The organism is Pseudomonas sp. MYb13, from assembly GCF_002980075.1.
GTDB classification, from domain to species: domain Bacteria; phylum Pseudomonadota; class Gammaproteobacteria; order Pseudomonadales; family Pseudomonadaceae; genus Aquipseudomonas; species Aquipseudomonas lurida.
Genome location: NZ_PCQI01000022.1, coordinates 1 through 13,573 on the forward strand (window position 1 = coordinate 1; position 13,573 = coordinate 13,573).

The 13,573-nt window shown below is 60.5% G+C and carries 9 protein-coding genes and 1 pseudogene; 3 read left to right on the top strand and 7 right to left on the bottom strand.

The genetic code is table 11. From position 1 onward, the window contains the following. A pseudogene (locus CQ002_RS25735) lies at positions 1-135 on the top strand (patatin-like phospholipase family protein); the annotation flags it as partial. Between the two features lie 48 nt (positions 136-183). On the opposite strand, the gene CQ002_RS25740 reads toward CQ002_RS25735, so the two are convergent. The 7 genes from CQ002_RS25740 to puuE all read right to left on the bottom strand — a co-directional run bounded on the left by CQ002_RS25740 (position 184) and on the right by puuE (position 7,445). Beyond that, positions 184-969 carry an outer membrane protein OmpK gene (locus CQ002_RS25740; protein WP_034107847.1) on the bottom strand — a complete coding sequence of 262 codons (786 nt, stop codon included), beginning with the start codon at positions 967-969 and terminating at the stop codon, positions 184-186. 435 nt (positions 970-1,404) lie between these two features. Then, positions 1,405-2,751, bottom strand: coding sequence for a nucleobase:cation symporter-2 family protein (locus CQ002_RS25745; RefSeq protein ID WP_034107846.1), 1,347 nt, complete (start codon positions 2,749-2,751; stop codon positions 1,405-1,407). A gap of 197 nt (positions 2,752-2,948) precedes the next feature. Next, positions 2,949-4,250 (bottom strand): urate hydroxylase PuuD, encoded by a 1,302-nt coding sequence (locus tag CQ002_RS25750; RefSeq protein WP_105162631.1) that lies wholly within the window; start codon positions 4,248-4,250, stop codon positions 2,949-2,951. Positions 4,251-4,301: 51 nt separating this feature from the next. Further along, entirely contained in the window at positions 4,302-4,805 is a 504-nt protein-coding gene (locus CQ002_RS25755; protein ID WP_027603915.1) for an ureidoglycolate lyase, read from the bottom strand. Positions 4,806-4,929: 124 nt separating this feature from the next. Continuing rightward, positions 4,930-5,925, bottom strand: a complete 996-nt coding sequence (gene alc / locus CQ002_RS25760; protein WP_010208835.1) for an allantoicase — start codon at positions 5,923-5,925, stop codon at positions 4,930-4,932. Positions 5,926-6,006: 81 nt separating this feature from the next. After that, positions 6,007-6,522, bottom strand: coding sequence for a 2-oxo-4-hydroxy-4-carboxy-5-ureidoimidazoline decarboxylase (uraD, locus tag CQ002_RS25765; protein WP_069077911.1), 516 nt, complete (start codon positions 6,520-6,522; stop codon positions 6,007-6,009). Next, positions 6,519-7,445, bottom strand: a complete 927-nt coding sequence (puuE, locus tag CQ002_RS25770) for an allantoinase PuuE (RefSeq protein ID WP_034107836.1) — start codon at positions 7,443-7,445, stop codon at positions 6,519-6,521. Before puuE ends, uraD begins: the two co-directional genes overlap by 4 nt. A gap of 388 nt (positions 7,446-7,833) precedes the next feature. On the opposite strand from puuE, the gene uraH reads away from it, so the two are divergent. Continuing rightward, positions 7,834-8,187 carry a hydroxyisourate hydrolase gene (gene uraH, locus CQ002_RS25775; protein WP_034107834.1) on the top strand — a complete coding sequence of 118 codons (354 nt, stop codon included), beginning with the start codon at positions 7,834-7,836 and terminating at the stop codon, positions 8,185-8,187. A 155-nt stretch (positions 8,188-8,342) separates the two neighbouring features. Beyond that, entirely contained in the window at positions 8,343-13,571 is a 5,229-nt protein-coding gene (locus CQ002_RS25780) for a dermonecrotic toxin domain-containing protein (protein WP_105162630.1), read from the top strand. Positions 13,572-13,573: the final 2 nt, after the last annotated feature.

Sequence of the window (13,573 nt, forward strand, 5' to 3'; positions counted from 1 at the left end):
ACGAGCGGGGCGGGGGTGCTGAGTTACTTGTTGTTCGAGGCGGGGTATTGCAGCGAATTGATCGAGCTGGGGCGCAAAGATGCGCTGGCCAAGCGTGAGGAATTATCGAGGTTCCTTGGATTGACGCCGAACTGACTGTGGAAGCGAGCACGCCCGCTCCCACATGGCTTACGCGGTATTTACTCAGAAGTGATACTTGACCAGGAAACTCGCCGTGTCCTGGTTGGTCTTGAACGCGCCGGAGTCTTCGATGCCGTACTTGTTCTTCCAGTAGTCGTATTCAAAACCCACATACAACTGCTTGTCGCCCCAGTGCAGCGCCTTGCCCAAGTCATATTTGACCTGCGGGTTGAAGTGCAGGTTGGCGTGGTAAGTACCACGGGCGTTCTTGTCGTTGTCGACCACCCAGTCCATGAAGCCGTCGATCAGGATATTCGAGTTGCCCACCGGGATCGTGTACGACCATACCGGGGTGATCTGCCACACACCGTCACCCGGGCGATTGCCTTCGGTCTGGCGCTGGTAGAAGTTCAGCTGGAAGTAATCGAAACCGGGGATGTTCAAGTCGAAACCAGGGCCGACCAGGTACGACTCGTTATCGCCTTCGCCGAACTCGTAAGTGAGTGCCAGCAACACATCCTTGATCGGGCCGAATGACAGGTCCTTGTCCAGGATCTTGCCGAACGACAAACGTGGGCTGAACTCGCCGTAGTAGGTGTTCGGACCCACGTTGCCGTCTTCCTTGCCGTTATAGAAGATACGGTCGAGAAAGAAAAAGTTGTCGCCGTACTTCCAGGCATCGGCATGTTCGAACGTGACGGTTTGCTGGATCTGCGGGTTGACGGTGAAGTTCTTGCCCCACAAGTAAGTCAGGCTGTTGTTCTGCCACTGCAACAGGTCACCGGCCACGGCTTGGCCACCGGCCAGCAGGGATCCCGCCAGCATCAGGCCTTTGAACATAGGTTTCATTCGGTTGCTCCCGAGTTAAAGTTTTATGGTTTTTCTTCTACGCAGGCGCTCTGGTGTGGCGCCTTTTGGTTCGCTGCAAAAATCGTCTGTTCGGTCAGCTTTAGTGCTTTTAGCAAGAGCTGCGCCAAGGTGTTTAAAAAGCCAAAAAATCCCCGTCGGCTGCATCGGATGCAGTCGAATTCAGAGGACGTTTGCGCACTTTGGCCGCAGACATAAGGCCGGGATAAGTTGGCCTTGCAGTCAGCTTTTACATTCGCTGTTTTTTTTGAGTCGATTCGAGCGGGCGCGGAGAATACTGGCTCCAAAGCCTGGGCTCAAGTGCGCCGTAAAAGAGCGCGTGGGGCGAGAATGGGGCACGGCTCGTGGCCGGCCCCAGGTGAATGGCGTGCATGTGGGTGTTCCCTGTTTGTTGTTATTGTTTTACTAACAAAGGAATCAATGCGTATGAGCAACGGCAGGCCGTTCAGCGCCACCGAGAATGTTGAACAGGATATTCAGCGACAACGCGCTGAGGGTGGCCATGGCGATGCCGCTGTGGGTGATCGGGCTCATCCACAGCGGTAACTGGGCGAAGAACTCCGGACGCACCACCGGGATCAGGCCCATGCCGATGCTCACCGCCACCAGCAACTGGTTGCGACGGTCGGCGATGTCGGCTTCCTGGAGGATCTTGATCCCAGTGGCTGCCACCATGCCGAACATCGCAATGGCCGCGCCCCCGAGTACCGCCGGCGGTATCGACGCCACCAGGTAGGCGGCCTTGGGCAGCAGGCTGAGGACGATAAGGAAGGCCCCGGCCATGATCGTCACCGAGCGGCAACGCACGCCGGTCATCTGCACCAGGCCGATGTTCTGGGCGAACGAGGAGTGGGTAAACGTGTTGAAGAAACCCGCCACGAACGACGCGCCGGCATCACACAACAGGCCACGGCGCAGCATCCTCGGCGTGACGTCCTGGCCGGTGATCTTGCCCAGCGCAAGGAACATCCCAGTGGACTCAACAAAGATGATCACCACCACCAGGCACATCGACAGGATCGGCGCCAACTCGAAGGTGGGCATGCCGAAGTGCAGCGGCGTGACCACTTGCACCCATGGCGCCTGGGCCAGGCCGCCGAGGTCGACCATGCCGATCGCCCCGCACAAGGCGTAGCCCAGGCCCATGCCGATCAACACCGAGATGTTCACCCAGAAGCCGCGCATGAAGCGGTTGATCAACAGGATGGTGGCCAGTACCAGTGCGGCAATCGCCAGGTAGATGGGTGAGCCGAAGGTCGCGGCGGCGCTGCCACCCCCGGCCCAGTTCACGGCCACCGGAAACAGCGACAGGCCGATCGCGGTGATCACCGTGCCGGTCACCAGCGGCGGGAAAAAGCGCACGACCTTGGACATGAATGGCGCGATCAGCATGCCGAAGAACCCAGCAGCGATGGTCGCGCCGAAGATCCCCTGCAAACCGATGCCCGGCATGCCGGCCATGGCGACCATGCTGCCGACGGCGGCAAAACTGGCGCCCATCATCACCGGCATACGGATGCCCACCGGGCCGATGCCGAACGACTGCACCATGGTGGCGATGCCGGCCACCAGCAGGTCGGCGTTGATCAGGAAGGCGATTTCTTCCCGGCTCAGCCCTGCGGCCTGGCCAATAATCAGGGGCACGGCGACGGCGCCGCCGTACATCAGCAAGACGTGTTGCAGGCCTACCAGAATCAGTTGCAAGAGGGGCAGCCGCACCATGGCGGGCGCGGCAGGAATCTGCGGTTCGACTAACTCGGTCATGCAACACCTCGGATCTTTTTTATTTTTGTGTTGTTTGGCATTCAATTGCCGGGTGGAACTCAATCTTCAAAACGCTAAAAGTCCTGGTTGTGAGCGCTGGCTTGCCTGCGATGACGGTGAGCCACCCAACCTTCTGGGTGACTGATACACCGCTATCGCAGGCAAGCCAGCGCCCACTCTGGGTCTCTGTGAGTCGGTCAGTTGGTGCGGGCCCCCTGATTGATCCAGGTGCCGATCAGATCACGCTCCTGCTGGGTCATCTGGGTGATGTTGCCCAGCGGCATGATCTGGCTCGCCACGGCCTGCGCCTGAATGCGCGCGGCCTGCTGCTGGATCTGCGCCGGGGTATCGAACATCACCCCCGCCGGCGCGGTGCTGAACAGTGGGCTGGTGGGCTTGGCCGAGTGGCACACGGCGCAGCGTTCCTGGATGACCCCGTGCACTTTGTCGAAATCAATCGTCGCCTGGGCAGGCGCAGCGGGTGCTGCAGCCGGTTCGGCAGGGGCAGCAGGCGCGGCAGGTTTCAAACCACCCCCCAAGGCCGTTTCCGGCAATGGCTGGTACTCGATCGCCGGTGCCTTGGCCACTTCCGGTGCGGCCGACATCGGTTTTGGCCCGGTCACATACGCCAGGCAAATCATCGCCAAGGCGCCTACCGGCAAGGTCCACGCATACTTCTGGCTGTTATGCCGCGTGTTGAAGTAATGCCGCACCAACACCGCCGCCACCGCGATACCGGCCAGGATCAGCCAGTTGTATTGGCTGCCGTAGGTGCTCGGGAAGTGGTTGCTGATCATGATGAACAGCACTGGCAAGGTGAAGTAGTTGTTGTGACGCGAACGCAGCAGCCCTTTGGCCGGCAGCGCCGGGTCCGGCGTGCGGTTCTCCGCGATCGCCGCGACCAGCGCGCGTTGCGCCGGCATGATGATGCGGAACACGTTGCCCACCATGATGGTGCCAATCACCGCACCCACGTGCAGGTAGGCGCCACGGCCACTGAACACTTTGCTGAAGCCGTACGCGGCGGCAATCAACAGCACGAACAGGATCAAGCCGAGCAGGGCAGGGCGCTTGCCAAGGGCCGAGTCGCAGAGGAAGGAGTAGATGAACCAGCCGGCGAACAATGAGCCAATGCCCAGCAGCACGCCTTCCGGGCCACTGAGGCTGCTGCCTGGGGCCAGTAGGTACAGCGTGGGGTTCCAGTAGAACACCACGCACAGCAGCGCAATGCCCGACATCCAGGTGAAATAGGCCTCCCATTTGAACCAGTGCAGGTTGTCCGGCATGGTCGGTGGAGCCAGTTTGTATTTTTCCAGGTGGTAGATACCGCCACCGTGGATCGCCCACAAGTCACCGGCCAGGCCGCTCCTGGGGTTGACGCGATTGAGGTTGTTTTCCAGCCAGACGAAGTAGAAAGAAGCGCCGATCCACGCGACGCCGGTGATCATGTGAACCCAGCGCACGCTCAGGTTCAGCCATTCCATCAAATGTGCTTCCACAGTCTTTACCTCTCGCCTGTCACCCTTGTTGTCGGGTGATCAGACCTTCTCTTATTGGTGGGGGGCGAGGATCAACCGCTCATCCTCTTTGAAAAAATGCTCATCGCAGTTATTGCCTGTGCCACTGCGATCAACCACCAGGAAGTCATCCCGCTTTTCGATCGTCAGCACCGGGTGGTGCCAGACGCCGCGATGGTAATTAATGCCCTGCCTGCCGTTGGTGACGAAGGCGCGGACCAAGCCCGATACAGGTGCATCGCCAAGTGGCGCGACCACGATCAGAAAGGGGTTGCCGAGCAGCGGAATGAAGGCCTGGCTGCCCAGCGGGTGTCTCTCCAGCATGCAAACGGTCAGCGGCATATCCAGCGCGTCGGCGCGGAAGATGCTGATGATCGCGTTGTCCTCTGGCTGGGCGGTTTCCACCGTCGCCAGTTTGTGGAAGCGCATGGTCGACCCGTTGTTGATCATGAAGTGATCGCTGCCATCGGTTTCGATAACGTCTCCGAAAGGGGCGAAGGCTTCTTTGGTCAGGGGTTCGATCATCAGTGTGCGCATGGCTGTCTTCTTAAATTTTCGAATGTGATGTTGTCTGGTCTACCGCTGTCGCGGGCACGCCCGGCTTCCACATTTGACCGCATACCCCTGTGGGAGCCGGGCGTGCCCGCGATTGGGCCCACCCTTATTTCGCGACCTTACCGAGCACACGCAGGCGGCTCACACCGCCGTCCGGGAACACGTTCAGGCGGATGTGGGTAATCGGCCCCAGCGCCTTGATCTGCTCGGCGAAGGTGTGTTCGGCGTGCATTTCCAGCTTTTGCGCCGGCAGCAGTTCGCGCCAGAACAGCGATTGGGTTTCGATCTGGCTGTCGGTGCCGCCCTTCACAAACGCGCCCTGGATCGAGCAGGTGTCCGGGTAGTTGCCCTTGAAGTGCAGGGTGTCGACGATGATCTTCTCGATCTCGCCGGGATGGCCCAGGGCGACGATCACCCAGTCATTGCCCGGCGTACGACGACGCGCGGTTTCCCAGCCGTCGCCCATGTTGATGCCACGGCCTGGGTTGAGGATGTTGCTCATGCGGCCAAAGTGTTCATCGGAGCACGCCAGGGCACGCCCGCCGTTCAAGGCGGCGGCCAGGTCGACCTGTTCGTTGTCGCCTACCGAGGACCAGTCGCGGAACGGCACGCCGTACACACGCAGGCGGGCTACGCCGCCATCCGGGTAGATGTTGAAGCGCAGGTGGCTGAAGGCCTGGTCGTTGTTGATCTCGTGGTAGTGGTGGCTGTTGCCTTGCAGCTCGACGGCCGACAGCACTTCCACCCACTGGGTGTTGTCATCCGGCTCGCCCGAAGCCAGGAAGCAGGCTTCCAGGGACGCCGACGGTGGGAAGTTGCCGGTGAAGAATGAAGTGTCGATGTCCACGCCCTTGATCGAGCCCGGCACGCCCAGGCGGATCACTGCGCTGTCGTAGCCTTCGAAGCGCTTGCGGCGCGACTCCCAGCCGTCCATCCACTTGCCGTTGTCATCGAAAACGCCCTCCTTCCACACGGCCGGGGTCGGCTGGAACAGGCGGTTGGCGTCGGCGAACCAGTCATCGGTAACGGAGATGATTTTGGTGCCCAGGCGGGCGTCGGCCAGGTTGACGAACTTCTCGAAAGGTACGGCGTAAGCTTTCATTCTTCTTGTCTGCCTTAAATAGAGTGGCTTGGGATGCTCGCCAGGCCCTGGGCGTTCATGAACCGCTCGGGCCAGGTCTGCTTAAAGAGTCAGTAATCGGAACAACGCGATCTTGTTGATCTCGGCCAGGGCACACTTGAACTCGGCGTCGACCGAGTTGTGAATGCGCGTTTCAAACGCGGCGAGGATCTGGTGCCGGTTGCTGCCTTTTACCGCCATGATGAAGGGAAACTTGAACTTGGCCTTGTAGGCGTCGTTCAGCTCGGTGAAGCGAGAAAACTCTTCGGCCGTGCATTGGTGAATACCGGCGCCAGCCTGTTCATGGGTGCTGGCTTCGGTGAGTTGCCCCTGGACGGCGGCTTTGCCGGCCAGGTCCGGGTGAGCGTTGATCAGCGCCAGTTGCCTGGTGTGATCGGCGCTCAACAGGATGTCGCTCATGCGCTGGTGCAGGGTTTCGATCTGATCGATCGAGGCATCCTGGCCCAGGTCGAAGGCCTTTTCGGCCACCCATGGCGAATGTTCGTAGATATCGGCGAAGGCAGCGACAAACTCATCGCGGCTCAGGGTCGAGGGTTTCAAGGTGTGAAACGCAGTCATTTTGCCGCTCCCGTGTACGGGTGGGTTTCCTGCCAATGCCGGGCAATATCGACACGGCGTGTGAACCACACCTGCTCATGACCTTTGGCGTATTCGATAAAACGCTTCAACGAAGCCAGGCGCGCAGGGCGGCCGATCAGGCGGCAATGCAGGCCGATGGAAAGCATTTTCGGCGCTTCGGACCCTTCGGCGTAGAGCACGTCGAACGCGTCTTTCAAGTATTCGAAGAAGTCGTCGCCCTTGTTGAAGCCCTGCACCTGCGTGAAGCGCATGTCGTTGGTGTCCAGGGTGTAGGGGATCACCAGGTGCGGCTTGCCGGTCGGGTTGTTGGGTTCCCAGTAGGGCAGGTCGTCGTCGTAGGTGTCGCAGTCGTAGAGGAAGCCGCCTTCCTCCATCACCAGCCGCCGGGTGTTGGGGCCGGTGCGCCCGGTGTACCAGCCCAGTGGGCGTTCGCCGGTGAGTTCGGTGAGGATACGGATGGCTTCGAGCATGTGCTCGCGCTCTTGGGCCTCATCCATGTATTGGTAGTCGATCCAGCGGTAGCCGTGGCTGCAGATCTCGTGGCCGGCGGCAACCATCGCGCGGATCACGTCCGGGTGGCGCTGGGCGGCCATGGCCACGGCGAAGATGGTCAACGGAATGTCGAATTCCTTGAACAGCTTGAGGATGCGCCACACGCCGGCACGGCTGCCGTACTCGTACAGCGACTCCATGCTCATGTTGCGCTCGCCCTGCAGTGGCTGGGCCGAGACCATTTCCGACAGGAAGGCTTCGGATTCTTTGTCGCCGTGCAGGATATTGCGCTCGCCGCCTTCTTCGTAGTTGAGTACGAAAGACAGCGCAATGCGAGCGTTGCCCGGCCAGTGGGGGTGAGGAGGGTTACTGCCGTAACCGATCAGGTCGCGTGGGTAGTCAGCGCTCACTGCAGTCTTCCTTCTTGTTCGTGGTAGCAAGTGTGTGTGGCGGCCGGGCAGTGAAAAGACTGGGTGGCGTCACAGCGATGAGTGATTGTATACAACTTGTCGCCAACTTTGTAAGCCTGCATTTCCGCATTTTTTCTGGATGGCGCTGTACTGATGGTGTAGCAAGAAACTTGCCTGACTGGTCAGCAAATGGACAAAAGGTCGTTCAAAAGCAAGGATTACTCGTTGATCGCCCCTTGGGGCAATGTCAGCGGGCGGATCCAGGGGTTTGTGATTTTTATTGTGTACAATTTTTTTAAAAAGTGTCTTAATCAGTCATCGCCGGCTTTTTGATGCCCTGAAAAAGTGCGGATCACTTTCCACTGACCACGGGAGGCGCATAGACGCCATGGGACGTTTGACCACACACGTATTGGACGCCGCGCACGGCTGCCCCGGCAGCGCGATCAAGGTCGAGCTGTACCGCGTCGAAGGCGCACAGCTGGCGCTGGTCGCCACCGCCCTGACCAACAACGACGGCCGCTGCGATGCACCGCTGTTGCAGGGCGACGATTACCGCAGCGGCGTGTACCAGCTGCAGTTCAGCGCTGGCGACTACTACCGCGCACGTGGTGTGCAGTTGCCGGAGCCGGCCTTCCTGGATGTGGTGGTGCTGCGTTTCGGTATCAGCGCCGAGCAGGACCACTACCATGTTCCCCTACTGATTTCGCCTTACAGCTACTCCACCTACCGCGGTAGCTGAGCGTCACCTCGCTTCACACCCCCAAAGCTCTTCGTTGGTTTTTCGCCCGCCCACACTGCGGGCTTTTTTTTGCGCGGGTTGCGTTCAACTATCTAGCACCTTGTACCTGTCGGTAGTGCCTAGGCTGGGGTTTTCGTCGCAGAGAACAAAACCCCATGACCCTGGCCCCCGACCATCCGAGCGTTGCGCCGGCTGTTGATACAGACGATGCCGATGCGTCTCAGTCGATTCGCGATCTGCTGACGCGGCGGATCAACACCGCTCCCCATCCCAGTCGCCTGATCAATCAGATCGCCCTTGCGGACTGGCGGTGTAATGAGGCGACGCAGGCACTGGCCCGCCTGATAGGGCGCTCGCCGAAAGTTCTGGCGGTGATGCGCGCCGAGCTGCGCAAGGAATTCGAGATCGACCCTGACAGCCTGGTGTTCACCGAACCCAAGCCGCCCGACCCGCCCCGCAAAGTCGAGACGTTGACTGAGCGGGCATTGTCGTTGCTGGTATTGCCCTCGGTGGTGATCAACGTCAACCGGTTCACTGCCCTGAGCGTCAAGGGGAGGCCGGATTACCGATTCCCGTACACGCCGCTGGAAGTATTGCAACGGGTGATTGCGATGAGGCTCTTGGAGCGCCTGGATCACGTGGCCTCTGCCTACTGGAACGGCTTGGTGTTGGGGTCCTGGCTCACTCGCCGAGAGCGTTGGGTCGAGTTGCAAAAAACACTCTTCGCTGACCGCGCCTTCATGGCGCAGCAGCTGGAGGAACTCTCAAGCTGCGCAATGGCGATGGTCCAAGCCTTGATTGATGCCCCGACCGCAGAAGCGCGCGACCGGGCAGGTGGGGCGTGGGCGAGCGTGAAAGTCGGCCAATTGATGTGGCCGGGTACGCCAGCGGTCGTGATTCCCGGTGCGTTGCACCTTTACCGCGAGGGCGAGCCCAGCGACGCGCCGCAGGTGATTTACCTGCCGGGTGCGGTGCGCCCGTTTTACGAGGCCCCGTCGTTCTTCGCCCTTCAGTGTGCCCTGCTGGACGTGAACCGCTCGCTGTTCCACGACCTCTGGCACTGCTTGCCGTTAAGGCGCCGTGAGGGGGCGTACCGGCCGGCGGACTTATCGTCGGCGACCTTCGTTCGCGGCTTGGAGGTAATGGACGATGCGCTGGAGCAGGGCGCCCTGGCGATGCTGGCCGGGCAATGGAGCAATGAGCTGGGGTGTGCCGTGAAGGATTATGCTGCGCAGGTGTTTTCTGACCAACGGCCTGCGCCTCCACCGCTGAATGCAGCCCTGTTACTCGCGCATGTGCAGCACGCCAGAAAACAGCTGGTTGGCGGCGCTCGGCTCGGCCTCATTCGCACTCAACTGCTTAAATGGGACGGGCAACGACGGGGCGAAGAAATAGTCTTCGCCAGCAGCGCCCCCGATTTGGCCCTGCGCACCGCGGAGCAGCAGGTCAAGCGCTACGAAAAAGGTCTGGTCGCGTTACTCGCTGCGGATGACCCCGGCGCGCAGACTCCCGCCTATCGGGCGATCACGTCGCTGCTGGGCAAACTCAGTGTGCATACGTCTGTGATGAATACGTTGCTGCACAACGCGCAGCATCGACTGCTCGAGTTGGCCTTCTGGGTGGAGCGCCCGGATGGGGCGGGTACTGCCAGGCGTGTTTCCCTGTTTATGCAGGCCCAGACCGAGGCCCTGCGTTGCGAGGTCCAGCTACTGCACCGGCTCAAGTTGATCGGTACGGCCCATCATGACCAGGTGATCGAAGTGGTGGAGCAGCCCCTGTCAGCTCGACGCACTCGCAGTGAAACCCAGGTGCTGTCAATCGCGGTGGGCTGCGAGCCGGACGCTTTCTACCCCCTCCTTAACATCTGGGTGATCACCACGGCGGCTGCGTTGCGGGTCCCGGCCCGCCAGCGTCCGGTGGTGTTGTACGCGTTCGGGACAGAGGGAGGGATCAAGGCGTTTGCCGGTCTTGACGCCTTGACCCGCAGTCTCAAGGCCAGCCTGGCCAGCCCTGACGGCTCCGTGTTGTGGGGCGCTATCGAGCGCGATAAGCGCTCCGACCTGCGTGCCCATGCCGCGCGTAAAACGCTGGCTGTGCGCTACCGGGCAGTCAAGGGCAAGCCGGCGCTGGCCGCGCTCAAGCAAATGCTGGACAGTTACCACCGATTGCACACAAGCACCGAGGGCATCACGCGTATTTTCACCGAGGTGAAGGACGCCGGGTTGAGTCGCGCGCTGTTGAGGGGCGAGTTGGAGAGGCAGCTGAAAATACCCGTCAATAATGCCCTGGGCCAGGCTTTGGCGAATGTCGAGTTGCTGCGCCAGGCCGCGTCTGAAGCGAAGAAACTGCCTGCCTGGTTGGCGCATGCAACCCGTGCCCAACGTCGAGACTTCTTGCATGTGCAGCGCGTTCACTTGAGCAACGCCTACGCATTCGAGCGCCGGCTGGAAGATGTGCTGCCCGACCTGGAGACGTTCGCCCGCCGCGCCTTGATGGCTCGCCTGAGTGAGGACGGTATTTCCTCGCAATGGGACATCGACCAGCCCTTTATTGACCTGCCCGATGATGTCCATGGCAGCTTCTGTGCGAATTCACCGGTCTGCACGGTGGGCGATCGATCCATAAGATTGACCCCGAGCGTCACGCGGACCGCCTTCAGTCTGTTGCAGCTGGTGTTGCACAACCTGGACCCACTGGCGCCCTGGACAAAGTGGCGACTCCATCGTGCCCGCTATCTGCAGTCTGGCTGGAAGCAGCGGCTGAATGCCGATTACTTGATCGGCCTGGCGTCGTCGCTGGATATCGGCGGTCAATACGACGCGTTGATCCACACCGTTTTTTATCCGCGGCTCGATGCCCACACCCTGCTCAGCGAAGGGCGTATTCCCGCGTTATTGAATCGCGCTTTGCTTACCGGCGTTAAGCATCATCTTTTCGCGGCGATTCAACGGGGGCTGTCGGCGGCGGCACAAAGCCTGTTCACCACGGCGATGGCGGCGCGAACACCGCAAGACCTGTTGAAGGCCCCCTACGCATTGCAGTTGCACGTGGTTCATCTGGTGGGCCACACGATGCTGCATGATCGCTACATCGCCGGTATCGTGCTGGTGCATGACACGCCTTCCGGACTTTGCGTGGTCTATTGGCCCGACGCTCCGCACGCCCTGGTTCTCACCGAATACGCCAGCCTGCAACAGGCTCACGCTGAACTGAATCGCATCGGTGCAATGCCTGAGCACGCCAAGGCCCTGGCGCGGCAAGTCGCACCCGGTTGGGCATTCGAGGCAATGCCCCATGATCCAGACACCCTCGGCAGACCTGGTCAGATATTCAACGTATTTGACCTGTCGCCGAGTTTTTTCCTGTTCAAGGGAATTTGGCGGGGAGCTGGGTTTGTTCGTTCATTCAACGTCAAGCATCTGGAGCCGACGCCGCTAGCGGACGAGATCGAACGACACACCCTTGAGCAAATGACCCGTGAACCCCAGCACTGGCTGGCCCTTGTCCCCACCGCTCACAGCAATGCCCAAGCATTGCTGTACCACGCCAACGTGCTTGAACTGCAACGCCGGACCCAGGGTGCCAGTCATTCCGGCAAGGCATTGCAGGCGTATCGAAACCGTCGCCTGGGTGAGCAGAGCGATGCCGCCCAGCGACGCTTGGTGGCCTTTTTCTCGCCGTTGTACGGGATATTCAATGATTTTTATGAGTTGCTGCTTGTCGCGCGGCGGTATCACCGTTTTGGCGACGCCCATGATGCGGTCGATGTGGGCTTCATGACCGCCTTTTTGGCTTTCGAACTGTTATCGAACTTTGTACCCGGGCCCAAAAAGCCGGGCAGCGCAGTGGCCCGTGTTGCACAACCGAGGCCGAGCGCCGTGCTGGGGCGGATTCGTCGCTTGCGCATGACTTCGCGCCCTGGGGACTCGCCCCTGGCACCCGTCGCTCGACTCAAGGCCCTGGAGCGTTTCAACGTCAAGGGCGTACCGGACGGGGCCGTCGCCTTGAAGGGGCCAGGTGAGCAAGGGGTCTATGTGAAAAATGGCGAGGCATTCGTAGTGGATGGCACCCATCATTACCCGGTGTACCGGCGCGGGAACGAACAGGTGTTTCGCCTGAAAAACCCACAGGCGCCGGGGCAAGACGAATTGATCTTGCATATCCACCAGCCCAGGGAGTGGTTACTGAGCGCAGATGCGCCGATAGCGGGGCCGAGCTCGGGCAGGCTCAATCCTTGGCAGGCGCGAGTACCCACGCCGCCAGACTGGCGCCCACCGAGCGTGCGCGCGGCGACGCAAAGGCGCATATATCAGTCATCTGCACCGGCCACCGACTGGTTCGATTGGAAGGTCCAGGTGCCTGCGGAACAGATGTCTGCGTTTACGGAGTTCGGGACATTTCATGTGAGGCCGCACGCTCAGGTATTTCCCTACGACGCCATCTACATCGGTGCGTGGTATGACACGGCAACGGCCTCAGGAGTCGGGTATTACAGGTTGCTTAATGAGGGGAGCAATGCGCCCAGGAGCGGCATCGCGTTTATCGGCCCGGATGAGCCGATGGTCTCTCGTGCCTACGTTGATATCGAACGTTGGACCACGACGGCACGTGGGGAGCAGCCTATACCGGTGTCGCGCAACGCCTTGGGGGACTGGCAACTGCATACGCGCCTGTTTGACCGGCCTTTGGAGCACTATGTAGGCGCTGCTTTCCCGACGATGACCCCTCATAGCCAGAGAATGGCTGCCAGGCGATTGGTTGAGTTGGCGGATACGTCCTACTCGGTCTCGACCACTCACCTGCTCAATATCCGCGCAACGCTGGACGACTGGTTGACCCAAAGCACCGTGAGGCCCGTACAGACGGATGACTGGCTGAGGATGCTGCGGATCACCGAAAGGGAGGGCGGATCTATCAGCATCGGTAACGAGAGCCTGGCTCCGGGCTTTACTCGCGTCGACTTCAGGGCGCAGGGGGTGGATCCGGCGTTGCGGTTCAATGGGCCAGGAATAACAGCCCGGCGAAACATTGCGCAGCCCGCGGCGATCCGCACTGTTCTCGAACAGCACGGTTTCAACGTCTATGAAGTCGAGGTGAGACGCGCCTTTCATGTCGTCCATGAAATGGTCGCGACCCACCGTTTTTCCAATTCAGGCAAGGTGTACTACATCGTGCCCAAGTGGGTGGAGCGAGCGAGTGTTCAGATTAAGCAGAGGCTGACGGATGGGTGGTTGATCAGCGCCATCAATGCTCATCCGGACTCGCTTACACTCATTGCCGTCCAGCGCGCCCTGCAGGAAAACCGGCTGGTGAGGATTGTGGCCGGCATTCAATGGCCGGTCTTTCAGGCCGACCCACCCAGCGTCTATTTTGTGCGTGTCTGAAG

Bases quoted from the DNA above. Each gene is read 5' to 3' on its own strand.
- CQ002_RS25755 (WP_027603915.1), bottom strand. From the start codon at position 4,805: ATGCGCACACTGATGATCGAACCCCTGACCAAAGAAGCCTTCGCCCCT.
- uraD (WP_069077911.1), bottom strand. From the start codon at position 6,522: ATGACTGCGTTTCACACCTTGAAACCCTCGACCCTGAGCCGCGATGAG.
- CQ002_RS25780 (WP_105162630.1), top strand. From the start codon at position 8,343: ATGACCCTGGCCCCCGACCATCCGAGCGTTGCGCCGGCTGTTGATACA.
- alc (WP_010208835.1), bottom strand. From the start codon at position 5,925: ATGAAAGCTTACGCCGTACCTTTCGAGAAGTTCGTCAACCTGGCCGAC.
- uraH (WP_034107834.1), top strand. From the start codon at position 7,834: ATGGGACGTTTGACCACACACGTATTGGACGCCGCGCACGGCTGCCCC.
- CQ002_RS25745 (WP_034107846.1), bottom strand. From the start codon at position 2,751: ATGACCGAGTTAGTCGAACCGCAGATTCCTGCCGCGCCCGCCATGGTG.
- CQ002_RS25740 (WP_034107847.1), bottom strand. From the start codon at position 969: ATGAAACCTATGTTCAAAGGCCTGATGCTGGCGGGATCCCTGCTGGCC.